The 22386-nt window shown below is 50.1% G+C and carries 21 protein-coding genes; 9 read left to right on the top strand and 12 right to left on the bottom strand.

The genetic code is table 11. From position 1 onward, the window contains the following. The first annotated feature begins 27 nt into the window (after nt 1-27). The 4 genes from cysT to HRU77_14190 are packed head-to-tail and all read left to right on the top strand — an operon-like array spanning nt 28 to nt 3833. Nucleotides 28-873, top strand: a complete 846-nt coding sequence (gene cysT / locus HRU77_14205; protein ID QOJ21731.1) for a sulfate ABC transporter permease subunit CysT — start codon at nt 28-30, stop codon at nt 871-873. Then, nucleotides 870-1748: a sulfate ABC transporter permease subunit CysW gene (cysW, locus tag HRU77_14200; protein QOJ21730.1), complete on the top strand. Its 879-nt coding sequence runs from the start codon at nt 870-872 to the stop codon at nt 1746-1748. The genes cysT and cysW overlap by 4 nt, the downstream gene beginning before the upstream one ends. Further along, a complete protein-coding gene (locus tag HRU77_14195; protein ID QOJ21729.1) occupies nt 1745-2833 on the top strand; it encodes a sulfate ABC transporter ATP-binding protein in 1089 nt (362 codons plus the stop codon). The genes cysW and HRU77_14195 overlap by 4 nt, the downstream gene beginning before the upstream one ends. 46 nt (nt 2834-2879) lie before the next feature. Then, nucleotides 2880-3833: a serine acetyltransferase gene (locus HRU77_14190; GenBank protein ID QOJ21728.1), complete on the top strand. Its 954-nt coding sequence runs from the start codon at nt 2880-2882 to the stop codon at nt 3831-3833. A 124-nt stretch (nt 3834-3957) separates the two neighbouring features. On the opposite strand, the gene HRU77_14185 is transcribed toward HRU77_14190, so the two are convergent. From HRU77_14185 to gluQRS, 6 genes are all read right to left on the bottom strand, one after another. Beyond that, nucleotides 3958-4344 (bottom strand): hypothetical protein, encoded by a 387-nt coding sequence (locus HRU77_14185; protein QOJ21727.1) that lies wholly within the window; start codon nt 4342-4344, stop codon nt 3958-3960. A gap of 82 nt (nt 4345-4426) precedes the next feature. Further along, on the bottom strand, nt 4427-5029 hold the full coding sequence (locus tag HRU77_14180) for a peroxiredoxin (GenBank protein QOJ21726.1): 603 nt from the start codon (nt 5027-5029) through the stop codon (nt 4427-4429). A gap of 96 nt (nt 5030-5125) precedes the next feature. Further along, nucleotides 5126-5578 (bottom strand): PAS domain-containing protein, encoded by a 453-nt coding sequence (locus HRU77_14175; GenBank protein QOJ21725.1) that lies wholly within the window; start codon nt 5576-5578, stop codon nt 5126-5128. A 59-nt stretch (nt 5579-5637) separates the two neighbouring features. After that, entirely contained in the window at nt 5638-6108 is a 471-nt protein-coding gene (locus tag HRU77_14170; protein ID QOJ21724.1) for a polyketide cyclase, read from the bottom strand. Between the two features lie 24 nt (nt 6109-6132). Then, a complete protein-coding gene (locus tag HRU77_14165) occupies nt 6133-7296 on the bottom strand; it encodes an FAD-dependent oxidoreductase (protein ID QOJ21723.1) in 1164 nt (387 codons plus the stop codon). Nucleotides 7297-7399: 103 nt separating this feature from the next. After that, a complete protein-coding gene (gene gluQRS / locus HRU77_14160; protein QOJ21722.1) occupies nt 7400-8413 on the bottom strand; it encodes a tRNA glutamyl-Q(34) synthetase GluQRS in 1014 nt (337 codons plus the stop codon). 54 nt (nt 8414-8467) lie between these two features. Here gluQRS and mpl point away from each other — a divergent pair, with 54 nt between their 5' ends. Further along, nucleotides 8468-9811 (top strand): UDP-N-acetylmuramate:L-alanyl-gamma-D-glutamyl-meso-diaminopimelate ligase, encoded by a 1344-nt coding sequence (gene mpl, locus HRU77_14155; protein ID QOJ21721.1) that lies wholly within the window; start codon nt 8468-8470, stop codon nt 9809-9811. A gap of 45 nt (nt 9812-9856) precedes the next feature. On the opposite strand, the gene HRU77_14150 is transcribed toward mpl, so the two are convergent. The 3 genes from HRU77_14150 to HRU77_14140 all read right to left on the bottom strand — a co-directional run bounded on the left by HRU77_14150 (nt 9857) and on the right by HRU77_14140 (nt 13854). Next, entirely contained in the window at nt 9857-10384 is a 528-nt protein-coding gene (locus HRU77_14150) for an adenine phosphoribosyltransferase (GenBank protein QOJ21720.1), read from the bottom strand. A gap of 126 nt (nt 10385-10510) precedes the next feature. Further along, nucleotides 10511-11614: a nitrite reductase, copper-containing gene (gene nirK, locus HRU77_14145; GenBank protein ID QOJ21719.1), complete on the bottom strand. Its 1104-nt coding sequence runs from the start codon at nt 11612-11614 to the stop codon at nt 10511-10513. Nucleotides 11615-11871: 257 nt separating this feature from the next. Then, nucleotides 11872-13854, bottom strand: a complete 1983-nt coding sequence (locus tag HRU77_14140) for a cation:proton antiporter (protein QOJ21718.1) — start codon at nt 13852-13854, stop codon at nt 11872-11874. Between the two features lie 114 nt (nt 13855-13968). Between HRU77_14140 and gshA the strand changes: the two genes are divergently transcribed. Together gshA and gshB are read left to right on the top strand one after the other, a co-directional pair. Further along, on the top strand, nt 13969-15264 hold the full coding sequence (gene gshA / locus HRU77_14135) for a glutamate--cysteine ligase (protein QOJ21717.1): 1296 nt from the start codon (nt 13969-13971) through the stop codon (nt 15262-15264). An 8-nt stretch (nt 15265-15272) separates the two neighbouring features. Next, nucleotides 15273-16247, top strand: coding sequence for a glutathione synthase (gshB, locus tag HRU77_14130; GenBank protein QOJ21716.1), 975 nt, complete (start codon nt 15273-15275; stop codon nt 16245-16247). On the opposite strand, the gene HRU77_14125 is transcribed toward gshB, so the two are convergent. The 3 genes from HRU77_14125 to metE all read right to left on the bottom strand — a co-directional run bounded on the left by HRU77_14125 (nt 16244) and on the right by metE (nt 19864). Continuing rightward, a complete protein-coding gene (locus HRU77_14125; GenBank protein ID QOJ21715.1) occupies nt 16244-16606 on the bottom strand; it encodes a hypothetical protein in 363 nt (120 codons plus the stop codon). The genes gshB and HRU77_14125 overlap by 4 nt on opposite strands. Before the next feature lie 146 nt (nt 16607-16752). Then, complete coding sequence (locus HRU77_14120) at nt 16753-17496, bottom strand: CADD family putative folate metabolism protein (GenBank protein ID QOJ21714.1); 744 nt, start codon at nt 17494-17496, stop codon at nt 16753-16755. Nucleotides 17497-17566: 70 nt separating this feature from the next. Continuing rightward, the gene (gene metE / locus HRU77_14115) at nt 17567-19864 is read right to left on the bottom strand and encodes a 5-methyltetrahydropteroyltriglutamate--homocysteine S-methyltransferase (protein QOJ21713.1); all 2298 of its coding nucleotides are present in this window, start codon (nt 19862-19864) and stop codon (nt 17567-17569) included. Between the two features lie 101 nt (nt 19865-19965). Between metE and HRU77_14110 the strand changes: the two genes are divergently transcribed. Both HRU77_14110 and HRU77_14105 read left to right on the top strand, forming a co-directional pair. After that, nucleotides 19966-20859 (top strand): LysR family transcriptional regulator, encoded by an 894-nt coding sequence (locus HRU77_14110; protein ID QOJ21712.1) that lies wholly within the window; start codon nt 19966-19968, stop codon nt 20857-20859. A gap of 137 nt (nt 20860-20996) precedes the next feature. Next, nucleotides 20997-22340: an FRG domain-containing protein gene (locus HRU77_14105; protein QOJ21711.1), complete on the top strand. Its 1344-nt coding sequence runs from the start codon at nt 20997-20999 to the stop codon at nt 22338-22340. Nucleotides 22341-22386: the final 46 nt, after the last annotated feature.

Genomic DNA, 22386 nt, shown 5'->3' with positions numbered 1-22386 from the left:
ATTCCAACCACCACAAGGAATTTTCAATTGAGCACATTCAAGCAATACAGCATCTTGCCCGGCTTCAATCTGGCGCTGGGATTCACGTTGCTTTATCTCAGTTTGATCGTCCTGATTCCGCTGTCAGCGGCGTTCATCCGCACCGCCGAATTAACCTGGCCGGAATTTTGGACGATCATCACCACGCCGCGCGTTCTGGCCTCATACCGGCTGACTTTCGGCGCATCGTTTGCAGCTGCATTAGTGAACGCGGCATTCGGTCTGCTGGTGGCCTGGGTGCTGGTACGCTACGATTTTCCCGGCAAAAAGATTGTCGATGCTTTGGTCGATCTGCCGTTCGCCCTGCCGACCGCCGTAGCCGGTATTTCGCTCACCGCGCTGTACGCCGGGAATGGCTGGATCGGACAGTTTCTTGAACCCCTGGGCATCAAAGTGGCTTTCACACCGCTGGGGATTTTTGTGGCGCTGACTTTTATCGGATTGCCGTTTGTGGTGCGCACGGTGCAGCCGGTGCTCGAGGATATCGAAGCCGAACTGGAGGAAGCGGCCGCCACACTCGGAGCCAACCGCTGGCAAACCTTCACGCGCGTCATTTTCCCGGTGCTTTTCCCGGCCTTGATCACCGGTTTTGCGCTGGCATTCGCGCGCGCTGTCGGCGAGTATGGTTCGGTCATTTTTATCGCCGGCAATATGCCGATGATTTCCGAAATCACCCCGCTGCTGATCATCACCAAGCTGGAACAATATGACTACGCCGGTGCTACCGCATTGTCGGTGGTGATGCTGGTCATTTCGTTCATTCTGTTGCTGATTATCAACCTGCTGCAATGGTGGAGCCGGCGCCGCAGCAGTGACTCTTTAGGATCGCCATGACTACGATGACATTTCCCGTATCCGGCACGACTTTCCGCCAGCGCGCCACGCAAGAACCCGCCTGGGTGCGCCGCTCCTTGATCGGGCTGGCGCTGGTATTTCTGACGTTATTTTTATTTGTTCCGCTGATTTCGGTTTTCTACGAAGCTTTCAAAAAAGGCGCAGAGGTTTATTTTGCCGCGATCACCGATTCCGATGCGGTTTCCGCGATTAAGCTGACACTCACGGTGGCGGCGATTGCGGTACCGCTCAATCTGGTATTCGGTATCGCCGCGGCCTGGGCCATCGCCAAATTCGAGTTTCGCGGCAAAAATCTGCTGATCACCCTGATCGACTTGCCTTTCTCCGTTTCACCAGTGGTTTCCGGCTTGATTTACGTGCTCGTATTCGGCCTGCAAGGCTGGCTCGGACCGTGGCTGGCGGAGCACGATATTAAAATTATTTTCGCCGTTCCCGGCATCGTGCTGGCAACCGTTTTTGTCACCGTACCATTCATCGCACGCGAATTGATTCCTTTGATGCAGGCGCAAGGCACCGAGGAAGAGGAAGCTGCGGTCGTGCTCGGCGCCAGCGGCTGGCAAACCTTCTATCAGATCACGTTGCCGAACATCAAATGGGGTCTGCTGTACGGCGCCATTCTGTGCAACGCGCGCGCCATGGGAGAATTTGGCGCGGTATCGGTGGTATCCGGCCATATTCGCGGCAACACCAATACATTGCCGTTGCACGTCGAAATTCTCTACAACGAATACAACTTCGCCGCCGCGTTTGCCGTGGCTTCGCTGCTCGCCTTGCTGGCGCTGGTGACGCTCGCGCTGAAAACGCTGATCGAATTTCGCAACAAACAAACCCAAAAACAAAGAGGTGAGGAATGAGTATTGAGGTTTTGAGTCTTTCCAAACAATTCGGCACCTTCACCGCGCTGCGCGATGTCAACCTGCAAGTGCAATCCGGTGAACTGCTGGCTTTACTGGGCCCGTCGGGTTCCGGTAAAACGACGCTGCTACGCGTGATCGCAGGACTGGAATCCGCCGATAGCGGGCAAGTGCTGTTTCACGGCAAAGACGCCACCAACCAGCATGTGCGCGAGCGCCAAGTGGGATTTGTTTTTCAGCATTACGCCTTGTTCCGCAACATGACGATTTTCGAGAATGTGGCATTTGGTTTGCGCGTTCGCCCGAAAGAATTCCGTCCGTCCAAAACCGAGATTCGCGAACGGGTCATGGAGTTGCTGCATCTGGTGCAGCTGGATTGGCTAGCGGATCGCTATCCACACCAGCTTTCCGGTGGCCAGCGCCAGCGCATTGCCTTGGCGCGGGCATTGGCGGTAGAACCGAAAGTGTTGCTGCTGGATGAACCCTTTGGCGCATTGGACGCCAAGGTGCGCAAGGAACTGCGTTCTTGGCTCCGGCGGCTGCACGATGACATGCATATCACCAGCGTATTCGTCACGCACGACCAGGAGGAAGCGCTCGAAGTCTCCGATCGCGTGGTGGTGATGAACGAAGGCCGGATTGAACAAATCGGCACACCGGATGAAGTGTACGAACAACCGGCTAGTCCGTTTGTGTACGAATTTCTTGGCAACGTGAACCTATTCCACGGCCGATTGCACCGCGGACGCGCCTGGATCGGCGATCTTGAAGTGGACGCGCCGGAACACGCAGAAGCGGAGGAAATGGCGGCGATTGCGTATGTGCGCCCGCATGAAATCGAGGTTGAGCGCACCCGCAATGGTGAAGCGGCACTGGCGGCGCAAATCGTCCATGTGCTGTCCGTCGGCCCGATTGTCAGGCTGGAGCTGGTGCGCGAAAACGATCAGGAAAGAAATCCGGTGCACGCCGAAATCAGCAAGGAGCGTTTTCGCGAATTGCAGCTCGCCAAGGGTGACAAAGTCTTTATCAAGCCGAAACGGCTCGACTTGTTCCCCAGCTACCCGCCCAGCCATTTGAAACATTGAGGTGTAATTTCCAATGCACATTGAGCGGAATTTAGAGATTAAAGACATGACAACCGAACTGAAATCGCATGGTACAGCAGAATCAGAAATCAATCGCCTGGAAATCGATCATATCGTCTCCCAATTGCGCACGTTGCGCGTGACATCGCTGGAACACCGGCAACGGTTGAACAAGCCGCCCAAACTGCCATCGCGGAAAACTCTGGCAACCATCATCGAGCGTTTGAGCGCGGCGTTGTTTCCGAATCGTCTGGGTGCACCGGGCGTTTCCGATGAAGGCATCGATTACTACGTCGGACATACCTTGGATATTACCTTGCGCGATTTGCTCGATCAGATTCAGCACGAATTGTTTTTTGTCTCGGGCCAGGAAATTGCCGCTCCACCGCTTCGTGAGCAAGCTGCTGCCATTGCCAACACATTCGCCAAGCAACTGCCAAAAATCCGCAGCTTATTGGAAAACGACATCCGCGCCGCCTACGAAGGTGATCCGGCGGCGCACAGCGTCGACGACGTGTTGGTATGCTACCCGGGCGTTATTGCGATTATTCATCACCGCATTGCGCATGAATTGAATCAATTGGGTGTGCCACTGATCGCGCGCATGATATCGGAAATCGCGCATTCGCTCACCGGCATAGAAATCCATCCGGGCGCGCAGATTGGTGACAGTTTCTTCATCGATCACGGTACCGGCGTGGTGATCGGCGAAACGACGATCATCGGCCGCAATGTACGGCTGTATCAAGCCGTCACCCTGGGCGCCAAACGATTTCCCGTCGATGAAAATGGCATTCTGGTGAAAGGTAATCTGCGCCATCCCATCGTTGAAGATGACGTGGTGATCTACGCCGGCGCCACGATCCTCGGGCGTATCACCATCGGCCGCGGTTCCACGATCGGCGGTAATGTCTGGCTGACGCACAGTGTCCCGCCGGGGAGTCACGTCATGCAAGCGCAAATTCGTACCGAGGTATTCGCAGCCGTTACAGAAGCTTAGTTTCGTCGACGGGAGATTATTACCGGCGACTGCCGGTGCTCATATGATGGGAAAACTGGCCGCACCGCAGCGGCCAACCCCGGGGAAGCTTTGGAAAGGCGTTTAGTCACCTGAGGAATTAAATCTATTGGGTTATAAATTGACGCATTTCTTCCAATGCATCGGTGACGTGCTCGCTCGCAATATCGGCATGTCCCGCTTTAGCGTGAGTAATGGCTTGCACTAAGTGCCGGATTGATTCCGTTATGTGTCTCCTTTCCCCGGTGTTTTCATTGTCAATCGCTTCCGCCTCTGCTTTTTTGACATACTCCAAACTTGCTTCCGCATGCTTGTGAATATGCTCTGCGTGTGCTTTATGGGTTCTGGCCATTTCCGCATGTTTTATTGCTTTCATCATGAAGGCAGTCGCCTTTTCCGATTCCGTATTTCCTGAATAACCTGATGCACTGATCTCGCCGATCAGAAAAAGCGCCAGCATGGCAGCAATCAAAATGGACGGTATATTTCTCATGATATCGAACCTCGCTTTTCATTGATAAAAAATACATCACTCTTTTTAGCAATACCCGCGGATAACAGTTAGCGAGCTGATCCTATAACTTTTCCGCGTGATGGCTGAGATATTCCGCCACCCCTTCAGGGCTTGCTTTCATACCAGGCTCTCCATTTTTCCAACCTGCCGGGCAGAGCTCTCCACGTTCCTCAAAAAATTGCAGCGCATCGACCATGCGCAACATCTCGTCAACATCCCGGCCGAGCGGCAAGTCGTTAACTACCTGATGGCGTACGATTCCTTTTCTGTCGATCAAGAATGAGCCGCTCAGCGCCACATGATTCGGATGACTGACTCCGTAAGCATTCATCACCTCGCCGCCCAAATCAGATACCAGCGTAATCTCAATCGCACCGATCCCGCCTTGGGTTATCGGTGTGTTGCGCCAGGCATAATGCGTGAAATGGGAATCCACCGAGACGCCGATCACCTCCACATTCCGCCGCTGAAAATCTTTCGCTCGATGGGAATGTGCAATGATTTCCGGTGGACAAACGAAAGTGAAGTCCAAAGGATAAAAAAACAAAACTGCGTATTTGTTGCGAATATGGGTATGAAAATTGAAATTTTCATCAAAAGCGCCACTCGGCAACACAGCAGGCTTCGTAAAATCGGGCGCTAGATGAGTGACGAGCGAAGACATGTTTACTCCTTTCCGGTCGTGTTATTGAAACAGCTGTCAAACCAGTCCGATTTGATCACATCGGCTTGCGGTCAGTGGCATATCCGACAAAATTCCTCATTTTTTAAGTGCAGCCAGTTGCTCTTTCAGCGATTTAATTTCCTCTTCCGCCCGGATTTGCGGTGTGATATCAAATTGCACACCCAGGAAATACAGCACATTGCCATGCGTATCGAAGAGCGGCGAAACGAGCAAGTGGTTATAAAACAACTCACCGTTTTTACGAAAGTTCCTCAAAACCACTTCAACCGGTTTCTTGTTCTTGATCGCATCTTGTAATTGCTTGACACCGGCTTGATCATGCTCATTTCCTTGTAAAAAACGGCAATTTCTGCCCACCGTTTCCGCCAAGGTATACCCGGTTATTTCCTCAAATGCCTTATTGACATAAACCAAGGGCATATCCTCTTGATCGGGATCCGCCAGTGTTACGCCGTTTACACATGAATCAAGAATCTTGGACAATACTTGTGGAATTAATCCGGGGTCTTTTTCAACGACGAAATCCATGATCTTCTCTCCAGGTTAATCAACGATTGGTTAATACTTAAAATGGTCAGTTATGGGAATCAGGTCCGATCCGCTTCAATCAGTTTCTTGATATTTCTCACCGTTCTTTCAGTACCGTCTTGCACCGCGATGCGTACGAGCTTCTCGAACGGCCGCACATGCAAATCCAGGCTCAACAGCTCAAAAACAAACGTCACCCGGCTATCCGCCACATTGATCGCTTCAATCACATAATCACAGCGGTATGGATTGGAAACACCTTCAAAGCAAATGCGCGAACCTTCCTCAAAAATTTTTACTTTGAACGTCGATTCCGAACGGTTTCCCTGATCGATACGGACCTGACGGCATACCGTTCCGAGTTTTACCGGACCATCGGTGATTTTTTCCAGTTCTTTGACTTCAGGCGACCAGCGCGGGTAGTTGATCAGCAGATCGTGACCGATAAAATCAAAAATCTTGTCACTGGGGCTTTGAATGATTGCGCTGGCCTTGCCGACTACCGGGCTATCTTTGAACAAACCAAGCATTTAATGCCTCCTGCACAATGTTTGCTAAACCAAATAAGTATCGATACCTGCCAATAATAAGTCATATTGCGCTTCAACGATTTCTTTAATTGTCAAAGCCGGCATGCCGGTGATCAAATTGCCCTCCGCCATCAACCAGCCCACGGCATCCGACGCACCGAGACTGACCACATAGCCTAACTCGTGATGCAGATAAGGTTCGAGCAGTCCGGGAAATCCCGCGTGCCGCAATACGTTGCGCGCCACCAATTTACCTTTCCGTACAGCCGATTGCGCAGTCAATGTATTGGACCCCAACGACTGATAATAAGAACAATCGCCAGCTACAAAAATATTGGGCAATGGTTTTTGATCGGTCAGCACTTGCCCGAACGCATTCGCGGTCAACATATTCTGCTGTTTTTTGCCTAAAAACAACAGCGACAAATCCGAAGGCAATTCGAACCGCTGCCCGGTAACTTTCTCAGCCAGCACGATGTTACCAAGCTGCTGCTCACAGTAATAAGTTTCCGGGTAAAACGCAATATTCAGATCGCGCATGCGTGATTCCACGTAGTTCGCGAAACCGTCAGGAAATTGCTCGAGCACATGCTCACCCGAATGAATCAAACGCAAATCAGCTTTACTTCTAATCCGATCCAGAAATTGCTTAATCTCGAATAAAAACTGGATACCCGTGGCACCTCCGCCAACGACAGAAATCACCGGTTGCGGCGAATCACATCGATTAAGAAATGCGGTTAACAGCTCCGCACCGCCGGTCACCGTAAAATCATGCAGATGAAACACATTGCCGGTATTGCTATGATCATTCTCCCGGCTCTGGCAACCGGTTGCGATAATCAGATAATCAAAATCGACAGCTTCACCGTTTACAACCAATTGCCGTTTGGCCTGATAATCTTGCAACGCATCGGCGTCGAAGCATAGCGATGCCGCAATGTGGCGGCACCCGTAACGGCTCTCGATATCGGCAAAAGGAATCAGCAAATCGGTTAAGGGATAACGGAATGTTTCGTGCAAATGTGTGATTTTCAAATGCTGCGTTTTGGGATCAAGCAGTGTGATTTCCGTATCCGGAGCAAATTGCAGCAGATTGGTCAACGCGGCAAGGCCGGCGTATCCGCCGCCGGCGATGACCACTTTCAATCTTTTTTGTCTTGTAATATTAAACGGCAAAAAAGCCACGCTAACCCCTTACCTGATATCTATGAGCAACTTAAATTATCCACATTGGCAAATTCACGACAGTACCCCGCCCGCCGTTCATCTGGATTACAGCCTAGCATAATTACCGCTTTTTTGGTTTTTTATCACACCCATCGGGGATTCGGTTCACGCGCCAATTGGGTATTGCCCAGCGCCAGAATGACGAAATATCGCCATCCAGAATCTCTTCGGGCGGTTCCTGGCCAAGAAAATGCAATGCCGCAACCAATTCACGCAAGGCATTGACCGTATCGATCGGAACGGCATGGGTTTGCTTGCTGAGTTTTTCACCGGCTACATTGGTTACCACGGGCAAGTGCATATAATGCGGCGTTGCATACCCCAGCAACCGCTGCAGATATACTTGCCGCGGTGTGGAATCGAGCAGATCGGCGCCGCGCACGACATGCGTGATTCCTTGCGCGGCATCGTCCACCACGACCGCTAATTGATACGCATAAATTCCGTCGGCGCGGCGTAATACAAAATCGCCGACGTCTTGGCGTAGTCTTTGCGCATAAGATCCTTTCAGAATATCCTGGAACTGGATCAACTCATCAGGAGTTTGAATGCGAAGCGCATGCGCATTCTTGGTCGAAGCGGGTTTGTTCAGACAGGTTCCCGGATAAATAAAACCATACAAACCGGTTATGCTGGAATCCGAAATTTCCTTTCGCGAACAGGTGCAGGGATAAAGCAAGCCTTGTTGATTCAAAAACTCCAATGCTTCTTGATAAACTTTAGAACGCTGATTCTGGTAAATGACTTCTCCATCCCATTCCATCCCCAGTTTCTCGAGCGTAGCGAGAATATGTCGCGCCGCACCCGGTACGGTGCGTGGCAGATCAACATCCTCAATTCTGACCAGCCACTTGCCATGATGAAATTTCGCATCGATATAGCTGCCTACCGCCGCAACCAGCGAACCGGAATGTAAAGGGCCGGTGGGAGACGGCGCAAACCGTCCGCGATAATTTAAAACAGCGAATGAATCGTTTTCCACTACAAAATTAGCCAATTGATCGAGTATTAATAGCGGGCAAACTACAAACAAGCACCGGTATGGGTCGGCCTTATCCTTTATAATGCCCGCCATCCTTCAATCATAATCGTTTTCCTGCGGCATTGAATGACGAATTTTAGGGCAAACATGCATATTCATATACTGGGAATTTGCGGCACCTTCATGGGGGGAATTGCCGCGATTGCACGCAAATCCGGACATACGGTGACCGGTTGTGATCAGGATGTCTATCCACCCATGAGCACACAGCTTGAATCGCAAGGTATTCAGCTGATACCGGGTTATTCACCGGAACAGATCCAGTTGCAGCCGGATATATTCGTCATCGGCAATGTCGTAACACGCGGCAATCCGCTGATGGAGGAAATTCTCAACCGTAATTTACCTTATATTTCCGGGCCGCAGTGGTTATCGGAAAACATTCTGCGAAACCGCTGGGTGCTTGCCGTCGCCGGCACACACGGCAAAACGACAACCAGCTCGATGCTGGCTTGGATACTGGAATATGCCGGATTGAATCCAGGGTTTCTGATCGGCGGAATCCCCGAGAATTTCGGTATTTCAGCAAGGATTGGAGATTCTTCGCCTTTCTTTGTCATCGAGGCGGATGAATACGACACGGCTTTTTTCGATAAACGCTCCAAATTCGTTCATTACCATCCCAGAACGGCCATCCTGAACAATCTCGAATTCGACCACGCCGACATCTTCACCGATCTTTCCGCTATCGAGCGACAATTTCATCATTTCGTGCGGATTGTTCCCAACAATGGCCTGATCGTGGCAAACGGCACCGATCAAAATTTAAAACGGGTTCTGCAGCAAGGCTGCTGGACGCCTGTCGAAACATTCGGCACGGAAAATAGCTGGCATGCGAAGTTGCAGGATAATCACGCGATTGATATTTATTGTCACGATGCGCTTCAAGGACAATTACAATGGGATTTATTGGGCGAGCATAACCGCATGAACGCGCTGGCGGCGCTCATCGCGGCGCGGCATGCCGGAGTACCGGTCATGGTAGCAATCGAAGCCTTAGCGCAATTCAAGAATGTCAAACGGCGCATGGAAAAACGCGGTGCGATCAACGACGTCACCATCTATGACGACTTCGCTCATCACCCGACCGCCATTCAAACGACCATCAACGGTCTGCGCGCACATGCCGGTAAAGAAAGGATCATTGCGGTTCTGGAACCTCGTTCAAACACGATGAAAATGGGAGTATGGAAAGATTTTCTGGCAGACAGTCTGCGAGAAGCCGATCACGTTTTCTGCTTCACGCGCGATGCGCAATGGGCCAAAGCCGCGCTGATGCCATTAGCCGAGAAAGCAGATTGTTTCGACGATATGAACCAACTGGTGCAGGCTATCTGCGCTATCGCCAGACCCGGTGATCATATCCTGATCATGAGCAATGGCGGATTCGGCGGTATTCATGAAAAAATTTTATCGGCCCTGAAGAAATAGTTACCTGAGGTTATTCTATGCAGGGGATTTTTATAGCCGGCACATTTAACCACCTTCAAATTCACACAAGGCAAATACCTTACAGCCCAGATTTTCCAGCCGCACCTTGCCGCCCACATCCGGCAAATCAATAACGAAACAGCATTCCACCACTTCACCGCCCATATCCCGGATCAGACCAACAGCCGCTTCCGCAGTCCCGCCGGTTGCAATCAAATCATCGATCAGAAGCACCCGTTCCCCAGGCTGAATCGCATCCACATGAATTTCAATCCGGTCGCTGCCATATTCCAATTGATAGTCTCTTCCGATCGTTTCGGCCGGTAATTTATTTTGCTTGCGAATCGGCACGAACCCTTTACCCAGTTGATAGGCCACCGGAGCACCGATAATAAAACCGCGCGACTCGATTCCGGCCACTTTATCAATTTTGACGCTGCTGTAGCGGCTTGAAATTTCCTGAATGGTGGTCCGCAATCCGACGGGGTCTTTTAACAACGTTGTAATATCACGAAACATAATGCCGTGATGCGGATAGTGCGGAACGGTCCGAATGTGAGATTTAATTGACATAGCACAACGATAACCAAAAACAGTGAATAAAGTTCGAGCCTAGCGATTATCGGAAACGACAAAGGCCCCAACCTACAACAGGTTGGGGCCTTTTTATCATTACCTCAAGTTACACTAAATCTATGCTTAGTGATCCATTCCAGCTTTTGCATCAAAGCTGGCTGGTTTTTTCAGTTGGGTCATGATGTCATCGTTCCAGGCACCTTCAACATTCATGTGAGCAGCAGCACCCAATAATACCGCTTCAATCAGGTTATGACTGAGGTATACGTGCAAGCCAGGTTGATGGAATTCATACGCTGCAGCAACTGCGGCGCCTGCTGGAACGAACCAGGTTTCTTGATTGGTCAGAGGTGCATCACCAAATGAACCGCCTACCCAATACAAATCACCGTGTCCACCGATCAAGTGCGGATAGGAAGGACGGTTGGCTTGCGAATGAATAAACAGAACTTTCTCACCCACTTTAGCTTTCAGTGCGTTGTCGCCGGTCAGTGCACCAACTGCGCCATTGAATACTACGTGTGTTGGGATGAGTCCTTTGGCAACTTCCAGCATATCAGCCATGCCTTCAGCTGGTGAGCCATATTCTTTAAATTTGCCGCTGCTGTCTTTTGGCAGATAGAAATCTTGTTCGCCGATGTAGTAAGCGCGGTCATACTTGTATGGTTTGCCTTTGTTGTCTTTCAGGCCATCTTTAGGCAATACCATGAGGGCACCGCTCATACCGGAAATAACGTGGAACGGAATCATGGTTCCGCCTGGTGCGCAGTGATAAACGAATACACCTGCTTTAATGGCTTTCCAGCGCAGTACAACTTCTTCACCCGGTTGGACCAATGTCAAACCTGCACCACCCAATGCACCGGTTGCTGCATGGAAGTCTACGTTATGCGCCAATGTGCTTGTTTTTGGATTTTTTAATGTCAATTCAACGTAATCGCCTTCATGTACGACGATGAGCGGACCAGGAACGCTGCCATTGAAAGTCAACGCCCAAACTTTTGCACCTGGAGCAACCTCGACCAATTTTTCCACGGTTTCCATGGTAATTTCAACGACTTTTGGTCCTTTTGAAGTTTGCTCATGTGCAGGTACATTTGGTGGAGCCACCAATGTTTGTTTTACACGTGGCAGTTTAGAAATGTCTGGTGCAGCAGCAACAACCGCTTGTGTTGCGCCTAAACAGAGCAATCCCAAACCCACAATTGCTTGAACAGCTTTAATCATATCTCCCTCCATAAATGATGAATTTTACGCTTCTTTATGCGCCATTCTAATTACTACTTGTCATGTAATCAGCATGATTACCGACATCTGTCTTTTACTATCAATTAGAGCAAAAAAGACGGAACGGAGAATATACACTTTCTGTAGAAAACTGTCTATTCTTAGTGGCTTGTAGCGATTAAAGCCTTACTGAATGAATGGAATTGCGACTCAGCGGCAGCGATATTTGATACTTATTTTCTTATCCATTTGAATTTTCAGCCTTGTATCAGCTTAATTTCAGCCGCTGCGAGATTTTCTTGTGTGCCGCGCAGAACCATCACATCGCCCAGTTCCAAGCGTGTTTCTGCCGTCGGTAACAATCCGCGGATATTGCGCCGCCTCACTGCGGTGACTTCGACATCAAGGCCGGCCAAATCAAGCTCACCCAGCGTTTTATTGATCGCAACCGCGCCTTCGATGATGGTAATCGTCAGCAAACGCGGCAGCAATTTTTCGCTGCCGTCCTCCGCTTCATCCGTAACACCGTGATAAAAACCGCGCAACAAGCTGTAGCGCCGCTCACGGATTTGCCGGATGCGACGCAAAATCCGCCCGGTCGATATATCGACAAACATCATGGCGTGCGACGCCAGCATCAAGCTGCCCTCCATGATTTCCGCAACCACTTCGGTTGCACCGGCTTCTTTCAATAAATCGATGTCGGAATCATCACGTGTACGGACGACAACCGACAATTCGGGGTGTAGCTCCTGAACATGTTTGAGAATTTTTAGTGTAGAAACGGTATCGGCATAACTGACCACCAAAACTTTGGCACGCATCAAACCGGCAGCAATCAATACTTCGCGCCGGGCCGCATCGCCGTACACCACCGCCTCCCCCGCGTTGGTCGCTTCGCGGATACGTTGCGGATCGAGGTCCAACGCTATGAACGGTATCGACTCCTGCTCGAAAATGCGCGCAATGCTCTGACCGCTGCGTCCGTAACCGCAGATGATCACATGGCTTTGCGCCACCATAGTCTGCGCAGCAATGGATGTGATCTGCATGGCACGGTACATCCAGTCCGAACCGTAAAAACGGTGAATCACCGATTCGCTGTATTCAATCAGAAACGGAGCGATGAACATCGACAACACCATCGCCGCAAGCACCGGTTGAAGAATCGAATTTTCGATCAAGCGGAACTCACCGGCTTGCGCCAGCAACACGAAGCCGAATTCCCCCGCCTGCGCCAGACTCAGTCCTGTCCTGACCGCGACATTGGCATCCGCGCCAAACAAGCGCGACAGTCCGGCCACGACCACTATTTTCAATACCATGAGCACCGCCAGGATCACAAATACCCAGACAAAGCTTTCAATGACGACCTGCATATCCAGCAACATACCGATCGTGACAAAAAACAGCCCAAGCAAAATATCGCGGAAAGGTTTGATATCGTCTTCCACCTGGTAGCGGTACTCCGTCTCGGAAATCAGCATTCCGGCCAGAAACGCCCCCAATGCCAGCGACAAACCGGCCAATTCGGTCAGCCACGCAATTCCGAGTGTAACCAGTAGCACATTGAGCACGAACAATTCCGAGGATTTCTGCCGCGCCACCAAATGAAACCAAGGTCGCATCAATTTCTGCCCGAAAAACAGCAAAAAAGTCAGCACCGCCATCACCTTCAGCAAGGCAATCGAAAGCATCCAGCTGAAATCGCTGGTATCGCTATCAAGTTCGATCGCCAAAGCCGGCATGATGATCAATAGCGGAATCACCGCCAAATCCTGGAAAAGCAATACCCCGATCACTTGCCGGCCATGCGTGGAATTCAGTTCCGCTCGCTCCGTCAGAATTTTGCTCACAATCGCCGTCGAGGACATGGCCAGAGCGCCGCCCAGCACCAATCCGGCGTGCCAATCCAGCGCCAATATCCAGGCAATCGCCATCACCACGGCGATACTGACCACCACCTGCGCCGTGCCAAAACCGAACACAATGCGTTTCATCGTGATCAGCTTCGCCAAACTGAATTCCAGCCCAACGCTGAACATCAAAAATACCACGCCGAACTCGGCCAAATGACGTGTCTCATCGGAATCCGCAATCCAGCCCAATGCATGAGGTCCGATACACACCCCCGCCAGCAAATAACCCAGCATCGGCGGCAGGCGCAATGAGCGGAATACAACCACAGCCAATACCGAAACGGCTAACACAATGAGTACAGGCTGCAATGGATTAAACATAGCGGCGAAAAATTGTTTTAGACAAAAAGCGATAAGATACTTCAGGATAGTGCGCTTCACAATCCGCGCAAGACATAATGCTATAATCGCGGCGATTTAACACTTCATACGGAAATGCCAGTACCTCATCTCTCAACCGCCCTGCGCGGCCCCATCCTCGATCTTGAAAGCCGTATCATCAACGCCATGCCCACTATTGAGCATTGGTTGAGAAACAAATGGCGCGAGCATGCCGTTCCTTTTTATTGCTCGGTCGACCTGCGCAACAGCGGCTTCAAATTAGCACCCGTGGACACCAATTTGTTTCCCGGTGGTTTTAATAACCTCAATCCGGAATTCATTCCGCTGTGCGTGCAAGCGATGATGAGCGCGATTGAAAAAATTTGCCCGGATACGCACAGCATCTTGTTGATCCCGGAAAACCACACGCGCAATACCTTCTACTTGCAGAATATCGCAACATTGCAAAACATCATCCAGCGCGCCGGATTGAATGTGCGCCTTGGCACGCTGCTGCCCGAAGTGACCGAAGCCGCCCGGATTGATCTGCCGGACGGGCAATCCATCACGCTCGAACCCATCATTCGCAAAAACAACAAACTCGGCGTTAGCGGCTTCGATCCCTGTGCGGTGCTGCTGAACAATGATTTATCGAACGGCGCACCGGAGATTTTACAGGGCCTGCAGCAAACGGTTATTCCGCCCTTACATGCCGGCTGGGCAACACGGCGCAAATCGGAACACTTTGCCGCGTACGATCGCGTAGCGCAGGAATTCGCCGATTTGATCGGCATCGATTCGTGGTTGATCAATCCGCGTTTTACTTCGTGCGGAGAAATCAATTTCCTGGAAAAACAGGGTGTGGAATGTGTTGCAGCAGCGATCGACCGGATTCTCTCGGTGATCAAGAAAAAATATCAACAGTACGAAGTGAAAGAAGATCCTTTTGTCATCGTCAAGGCCGATTCCGGCACCTACGGCATGGGCATCATGACGGTCAAGAGCGGCGAGGATATCTATAATCTCAACCGCAAACAGCGCAACAAAATGGCGGTGGTGAAAGAAGGACTGCAAGTATCGAACGTGCTGGTGCAGGAAGGCGTCTACACTTTTGAGACGATCAATCAAGCAGTAGCCGAACCGGTGGTGTACATGATCGACCGTTACGTCGTCGGTGGTTTTTACCGCGTGCACACCGGACGCGGCATCGACGAAAACCTGAACGCACCAGGCATGCATTTCGTACCGCTGGCATTCGAATCCACCTGTCTGGAAGCCAACGCCAAGCAACCGAATATCATCCCGAACCGCTTTTATGCTTATGGCGTCGTGGCACGGCTGGCGCTGTTAGCCGCCGCGCTGGAATTGGAGCAAACCGATCCGCAGGCGCAAGCGCCGCTCCCTGCCTGAATGCCGTCATGAAACTCGCCTTTATCATCGATCAGCTGGATTCGATCAAAACCACTAAAGATTCCAGTTTTGCGATGATGCGCGAAGCAATCACCCGGAATCATCAGATTTACGTGCTCTACCAGCACGACATCGCGTTGATCGATAACACTGTCATAGGTTCTTGCCGCGCCCTAACCTTAACCGACACCCCCGATCAAGCCGGTCATTGGTACCGCACCGGCGACAGCTCGCCTGTGCCGCTCAATCAATTTGACGCCGTGCTGATGCGCAAGGATCCGCCTTTCGATCTGGAATATGTTTACAGCACGTATCTGCTGGAATTGGCGCAAGCACAAGGTGCGTTCGTCATCAATAGCCCGCGCGCCATCCGCGATCACAACGAAAAGCTCGCGATTGCGCAATTCCCGCAGTGGATCGCCCCCACGCTGGTAACCAGTCAAGCGCATTTGATCCGCGAATTTCTCGCGCACCATCAGGATATCATCCTGAAACCGCTCGACGGCATGGGCGGCGCCAGCGTGTTCCGCGTGCACAGCGCCGATCACAATATCAGCGTGATTCTTGAAATGCTGACCCATTACGGCACACGCACCATCATGGCGCAACGGTTTATCCCTGAGATCGCGCAAGGAGACAAGCGCATTCTGCTCATCGGCGGCAAGCCCGTACCGTATGCACTGGCGCGGATTCCCAAACCGGGAGAATCACGCGGCAATCTGGCTGCCGGTGGCACCGGAAGAGCGCAACCGCTATCAGCGCGCGACCAAGCCATCGCAGAATCGCTCGGGCCCGAATTGGCCAAGCGCGGTTTAATGCTAGTGGGTTTGGATGTGATTGGCGATTATCTGACGGAAATCAATGTTACCAGCCCGACTGGCATGCAGGAAATCACTCAACAAACAGGATTTAACGTCGCGGGTATGATGCTGGATGCGATTGAATCCGGTGTTCGAGACAGGCCATTAAGGAAAGAAAGTTAGCGCCGGAAACCACAGTACAACACAAAATAGCGTGGATTGTATTGGGCCAACGGTTGATACAGCTTTTGCAATTCTTCTTCCGGTCCGTGGATTTCCAAACGTACGATTTCAGCGATCTCGAGCGCCTGTTGCAGCAGATCGCTCACATTTTCCAAATGCGCCAGCAGTCCATCGGCATCTTCATAGCCTTCACGGCAATACGCTTCGCTGCCATTGAAGCTGAAGCCGTAATAAAGGCATTTCGGTTCAGCACCGGATCTGGTAACAAATTGCTCGCACAGTTGTTTGAAGCGGTCGATTTGACCCTCAGTGATCTTGAAATAGGGTGCTATCGAACAGCATCGATCGTGTGTAGGCATGGATTCAGGCGATTTGAAGCGAAGAGGGTTTTATAACGCAAGATCACGAAAAAACCGGATTCATCATTAACAAGCCCGGAACAGACACAACTTGTATTGTGATCCATTCCGGGCTGATCGTAAGCTGGAAGCTTGTTATTACAAACTTAGTGAACCGTCACTGCTTGTTTTTCTTCGCAAATCAGATTGCTGCAATAGGTTTCATGGATACCATCCAGGAAGCCCCACAACGCATCGCACGCTTCCTTGGTTGCAGCCAGCACTTCGGCTTGTTTTTCCGGGGTATCGGCGAAGCGTTCGATGATGCTCCATTCGGCCTGTGAATGGTAAATATCGGCTTTTTGGTGAACCGAGAAGAATTCGTAATCTTCAGGATTGCTCATGCCATAGAATTTGGCCAGGCCATCGATTTTTACCGCGGCGATGTCGGGCACTTGCGACTCGAATGCGTGTAGCGCTGCCAATCCCGCATAGAATGGGCGGTTCAAGCAAATATCGCGGAAGGTGTTGACCAGATTCTCGGTGGTCGGCAACGCCGCTGTATTGGCCAGAATTTTATCGTTCGCGCCCAATGCGAAGGCAAAGTTTTTCCATAACGCTGGATGGTTTTTTTCGCCGTGTTCTTCATCGATCAGATTGCGCAGTACTTCCTGGCGCACGCTGATGTCGCCGCTGTTGCTCTCGGAATGGATGTGCGGGGTGTTGAAATGCACCGCGCTTAAATAGGTCGGTTCCGCCAGCACGTTGTAAAAATATTGTTCGGCATAATGGCGCAGTTGTTCCTTGGTCAATTTGCCTTCGGTCCAAGCGATATAAAACGGATGTTTGAGCAAATGTTTTTCGCTGATGATGGCGCTGATTTTTTGTTTGAGCAGGGTATTGGTTGTCATGATTACTCCTTTTAAACCGTGATGAATAAAGTGCTGCATATGATCGCTAAATAACACCGGCAAGTCAAATTTAACCGGCTCGCGCGGCATCCAAGCGGTCGGCCAACTGCCGGCTGGCGGTGATCATGTTGCTGAGCGCCGGTTTGACTTCGTCCCAATTGCGTGTTTTCAGTCCGCAATCCGGATTCACCCACAGCCGCTCGGGCGGTATGCGCTGCGCGGCTTTTTTCATCAACTGCATAATCGAATCGACCGACGGAATATTGGGCGAGTGAATATCATACACACCAGGCCCGATTTCATTCGGATACTGAAACTGATCGAAGGCGTCGAGCAATTCCATATCCGAGCGCGATGTTTCGATGGTGATCACGTCGGCATCCATGCTCGCGATTGCTTCCATGATGTCGTTGAATTCCGAGTAGCACATATGCGTATGAATTTGCGTTTCGTCTCTGACGCCGTTTGCAGTGATGCGAAAGGCGCGGGTAGCCCAGTCCAGGTAACCCCGCCACTGCGATTTTCTCAGCGGCAGCCCTTCGCGCAGCGCCGCTTCATCGATTTGAATCATGCGGATACCTGCTTGCTCCAGCGCCAACACTTCATCGCGAATCGCCAGCGCCAGTTGCAGGCAGGTTTCCGCACGCGGCTGGTCGTCGCGCACAAACGACCAGTTCAGCATCGTCACCGGCCCCGTCAGCATGCCTTTCATCGGTTTACTGGTCAATGACTGCGCGTATTGAATCCACTCCGTGGTAATCGGCTGCGCATGCGCCACATCGCCATAAATCAGCGGCGGTTTGACGCAACGCGAACCGTACGACTGCACCCAGCCAAATTCGGTAAACGCGAAGCCATCCAGATGTTCGCCGAAATATTCCACCATATCGTTGCGCTCCGGTTCACCATGCACCAGCACATCCAGTCCCAAAGCTTCCTGCTCGCGCACGCAATGCTCGATTTCCTGTTGCATCGCGTGGCGGTAATCGGCCTCGGACAATCGCCCGGCACGAAAATCGCGGCGCGTTTGCCGGATCTGCTGTGTTTGCGGGAACGAGCCGATCGTCGTGGTCGGAAACAGCGGCAGCCGGAATCGATCCCGTTGCACGATCGCGCGCTGATGATAAGGCGAACGGCGATTACCCATGGCATCGGTGATTGCCAGCACACGCGCGTTGATATCCGCCCGATGCACACGCTGCGATTGTTTGCGGCTGGCAATCGCCGCCTGATTTTCCTGAAGCGATGCAGCAACGCTGGCCCGGCCATGATTCAAGGCTTTCGCGAGGATGGTGATTTCATCGAGTTTCTGCACTGCAAACGCCAGCCATGAGCGGATCTCCGGATCGAGCTTTTGCTCGCTATCCAGATCGACCGGCACATGCAGCAACGAGCAGGACGGCGCCAGCCACAACCGGTCTTGCAAGCGTGCATGCACCGGTTCCAGCCAATCCAGCGCCGCAGTCAAATCGGTTTTCCAGATATTGCGGCCATTCACGACACCGAGCGAGAGGATTTTATGCGTCGGCAGCCAGTCGGCCACCTTGGCAACTTCATCCGGCGCGCTTATGGCGTCCAAATGCAGCCCGGCCACCGGCAGTTCGCACGCCAATTGCAGATTGTCTTGCAGTTGGCCGAAATAGGTCGCCAGCAGCAATTTAACCGGCGCGGCTTGCAATTGATAATACGCCGTGCGCAACGCATGCTGCCACGGTTGCGATAACTCCATGACCAGCACCGGCTCGTCGATTTGCACCCACTCGGCACCGGCATTTTTGAGCGCGCTCAGCAATTGCGCGTAAACTGCCAGCAGATCGTCGAGCAAATCCAGTTTATCGCTGCCGTCCTTCGATTTTCCCAGCCACAAATAAGTGACCGGCCCCAAAATGACGGGCTTGACTCGCGGGTGAATCTGCTGCGCTTGCCGGATCTGTTCAAGCAAACGGCTGGCATGCAATGAAAAACGTGTGTTTGCGTCAAATTCCGGCACGATGTAATGATAGTTGGTATCGAACCACTTGGTCATTTCACCGGCATGCACGCAACTGCACGCGGATCTGTCCGCAGCCGAACGCCCCCGGGCGACGCGGAAATAGTTGTCGATCTCGCTACCCGCCAGTGCGCTAACGCGTGCCGGAATGTTCCCCAGCATGAAGCTGGTATCCAGCACATGGTCGTACAACGAAAAATCTCCCGCCGGAATCCAATCCAGTTGCGCCTGGTCCTGCCAATGTTGCAAGCGCAGCGAGTCGGCCGTATCCTGTAAAGCCTGTTCAGTGATCTCCCCTTTCCAGTATTTTTCCAAAGTGAATTTCAATTCCCGGTTCTTGCCGATGCGCGGAAATCCAAGATTGTGTGTCGTTACCATAAATCACCACTCCACGATTAATGAAAGTGGCGCTATTGTATGAAGGTTGAGTAATGAATAATAATGATCAATTTTCACATTCCAATTAGGTTACCTTATAAATGATCGAACACAGCCACCTGAAAATCATTCAAGCGCTGCACACCAACGGCACCCTGACCGAAGCCGCCAATGCGCTCTGCCTCAGTCAACCCGCGCTATCGCACCAAATCGGTTATCTGGAAAAGAAACTCGGCGTCAAGTTGTGGGAACGCGAAGGCCGCAGCCTGCGCCTGACGCAGGCAGGCATGCTGCTGTTGGAAACCGCCCAGCAAGTGCTGCCGGTTTTAACACAGGCGGAAAAAACCCTCGCAGCGTACGGCGAAGGACGCCAAGGCATTTTACGCATCGGCGTGGAATGCTATCCGTGTTTTGAATGGCTCACCGGCATGATCGGCCAGTACATGCGGCAAATGCCCAGCATCGATGTCGACATCGTGCAGAAATTTCAATTTTCCGGTCTGGAAGGTCTGTTGAATCACCATATCGACGTATTGATCACACCCGACTTAGTCAGAAAAGACAATATCGGGTATGAAATCCTCGCGGAATATCAATTGGTATTGCTGGTTGCGTCGACTCATCCGCTGGCGGACATACAGCAGATTACTCCGGAAGATTTGAGCAAAGAAACGCTGCTGACCTTCCCGGTGCCGCTCGAACGGCTCGACATCCTCACGCATTTCCTCACCCCCGCGCACCTCGAACCGGAAAAACTGAAACCCATTGAGTCCCTGGAAATCATGCTGCAAATGACCGCCCTTAACCGAGGCGTGTGCGTCCTGCCGGAATGGCTCGCCGACATCAAAAACAAAAACTTGAACCTCAAAAAAATCCAAATCGGCGATCAAGGACTGTTTCAGAAACTGTATCTGGCAATGCGGGAAGTAGATAAGGTAATTCCGTATATACGGGAATTTATTGTGGTGGGTCAGAAAACTGCTAAAAATTCTTGAGAGTAAAATTTATGTTACTCGCCGATAGTTGATTGCGATCTTAAATTCACACGACAGATTTCAATGAGTTGGTAATCTGATAGAAGTGAGCAAACAATTATTTAATCATACGCAAAATTCATTACTAAATAACGAATATGTATAACCTTTTTGTAACAGCTGTGGAACAAGCATGGAATAAACCATTCTATGAATATGACAGAAGTCGATTTCTTGAATACACAAACGACAAGTTAGTTAAATATTTCAAAGACCTAACAGATAAAAAAACAACTCTGTTAAAGTCATTACCTTGTTTGTTTGCATATGAAGGAACAAAAAGTAGCGTTCGTATCGGTAAACTTAAATCAATTAAAGAAAGAGGGCGTGCTATTTTAATTGAATATGAACTCTACACTGGTATTCCTGAAATACCATTTTCATCTATTGAGCCAATAGCAAAATTGCTCGATATTCGCGATTGGGAGATGAATCGTACACATTGGGCAGTTAAAGACGAAGATTTAATAGAAAGATTGGATTCCGCTTCACTGATTAAATCCAATCAAATAAAACCATCGCCGATATCCAAAAAAATCGATGATCTTACCGAAACAGATATACCTCTTCCAAAAATAACATCTATTCAAAAATTTATTGGAAAGATATTGTCTGAAAAGAAACAGGCTGACATAGAAATTTTTTATCGTGGCCACTCTGATAAAGAAAAATACAGATTAGTACCTTCATTGTTTCGGAAAGATGATGATGGAAATTATCTATATTTAGAAAATGAACATATTCTTTATCGAGAGTTAATAGTTTCTAATTCATCTGATTTCACTTCAGATGAATATACGCTAGATCGCCTGGTAAGAATGCAGCATTACTCACTTCCCACAAGACTTCTTGATATAACATCGAATCCATTAATAGCACTCTATTTTGCATGTAAGTCAAACTCTGGAAAACATGAAGATGATGAAAAAGAAGGCGAAGTAATCATTTTTTCTTTAAAAAGAGAACTAATTAAATATTTTGATTCTGATACAGTAAGTTGTATCGCAAATTTAGCAAGATTACCAAAAAGTGATAAAGATCAAATTAGCTTCGATCTTGATAAAGTTGGATTTAATGATCAGGCACCAATAAAACGCTTAATTCACTTCATAAAAGAAGAAAAATCATTTTTTGAAAGTAGAATTGTCCCTGATGACTTACGTAAAATCGTTTGTATCAAAGGAAAAAAGAGTAATGATAGAATTTCATCACAATCTGGTGCATTCTTACTCTTCGGACTTGATGCCATTTTAGATGAAAAAGGCACATCAAACATAAAGGTCACTAGAATTCCAATTACCAATAAGATAAACATCCTAAATGAGTTAGATCTCCTAAATATTAATGAAAGTACGGTATTTCCATATATAGAAAATTCGGCAAAGTACGTAGCTGACAAATATAAATTTAAACTTATAGTTAAATCCAACAAATCACTGTAAATAGTAACAGATCAAAATAACGTTACTTATAGTACTCCTGTGATTT

It is taken from the genome of Gammaproteobacteria bacterium, assembly GCA_015709615.1.
Classification (GTDB): Bacteria; Pseudomonadota; Gammaproteobacteria; order Burkholderiales; family Nitrosomonadaceae; genus Nitrosomonas.
Note: the sequence above shows the minus strand (reverse complement) of the source record. Positions and strands in the feature narration are given on the sequence as shown.

What these genes read in the sequence shown, in the direction of transcription:
- cysW (QOJ21730.1), top strand. Translation starts at nt 870, where the DNA reads ATGACTACGATGACATTTCCCGTATCCGGCACGACTTTCCGCCAGCGC.
- HRU77_14105 (QOJ21711.1), top strand. Translation starts at nt 20,997, where the DNA reads ATGTATAACCTTTTTGTAACAGCTGTGGAACAAGCATGGAATAAACCA.
- HRU77_14120 (QOJ21714.1), bottom strand. Translation starts at nt 17,496, where the DNA reads ATGACAACCAATACCCTGCTCAAACAAAAAATCAGCGCCATCATCAGC.
- metE (QOJ21713.1), bottom strand. Translation starts at nt 19,864, where the DNA reads ATGGTAACGACACACAATCTTGGATTTCCGCGCATCGGCAAGAACCGG.
- HRU77_14170 (QOJ21724.1), bottom strand. Translation starts at nt 6,108, where the DNA reads ATGCTTGGTTTGTTCAAAGATAGCCCGGTAGTCGGCAAGGCCAGCGCA.
- gshA (QOJ21717.1), top strand. Translation starts at nt 13,969, where the DNA reads ATGCCAGTACCTCATCTCTCAACCGCCCTGCGCGGCCCCATCCTCGAT.
- HRU77_14125 (QOJ21715.1), bottom strand. Translation starts at nt 16,606, where the DNA reads ATGCCTACACACGATCGATGCTGTTCGATAGCACCCTATTTCAAGATC.
- mpl (QOJ21721.1), top strand. Translation starts at nt 8,468, where the DNA reads ATGCATATTCATATACTGGGAATTTGCGGCACCTTCATGGGGGGAATT.
- HRU77_14185 (QOJ21727.1), bottom strand. Translation starts at nt 4,344, where the DNA reads ATGAGAAATATACCGTCCATTTTGATTGCTGCCATGCTGGCGCTTTTT.
- HRU77_14190 (QOJ21728.1), top strand. Translation starts at nt 2,880, where the DNA reads ATGACAACCGAACTGAAATCGCATGGTACAGCAGAATCAGAAATCAAT.
- gshB (QOJ21716.1), top strand. Translation starts at nt 15,273, where the DNA reads ATGAAACTCGCCTTTATCATCGATCAGCTGGATTCGATCAAAACCACT.
- HRU77_14110 (QOJ21712.1), top strand. Translation starts at nt 19,966, where the DNA reads ATGATCGAACACAGCCACCTGAAAATCATTCAAGCGCTGCACACCAAC.
- HRU77_14175 (QOJ21725.1), bottom strand. Translation starts at nt 5,578, where the DNA reads ATGGATTTCGTCGTTGAAAAAGACCCCGGATTAATTCCACAAGTATTG.
- HRU77_14195 (QOJ21729.1), top strand. Translation starts at nt 1,745, where the DNA reads ATGAGTATTGAGGTTTTGAGTCTTTCCAAACAATTCGGCACCTTCACC.
- nirK (QOJ21719.1), bottom strand. Translation starts at nt 11,614, where the DNA reads ATGATTAAAGCTGTTCAAGCAATTGTGGGTTTGGGATTGCTCTGTTTA.
- HRU77_14140 (QOJ21718.1), bottom strand. Translation starts at nt 13,854, where the DNA reads ATGTTTAATCCATTGCAGCCTGTACTCATTGTGTTAGCCGTTTCGGTA.
- gluQRS (QOJ21722.1), bottom strand. Translation starts at nt 8,413, where the DNA reads ATGGCGGGCATTATAAAGGATAAGGCCGACCCATACCGGTGCTTGTTT.
- HRU77_14150 (QOJ21720.1), bottom strand. Translation starts at nt 10,384, where the DNA reads ATGTCAATTAAATCTCACATTCGGACCGTTCCGCACTATCCGCATCAC.
- HRU77_14180 (QOJ21726.1), bottom strand. Translation starts at nt 5,029, where the DNA reads ATGTCTTCGCTCGTCACTCATCTAGCGCCCGATTTTACGAAGCCTGCT.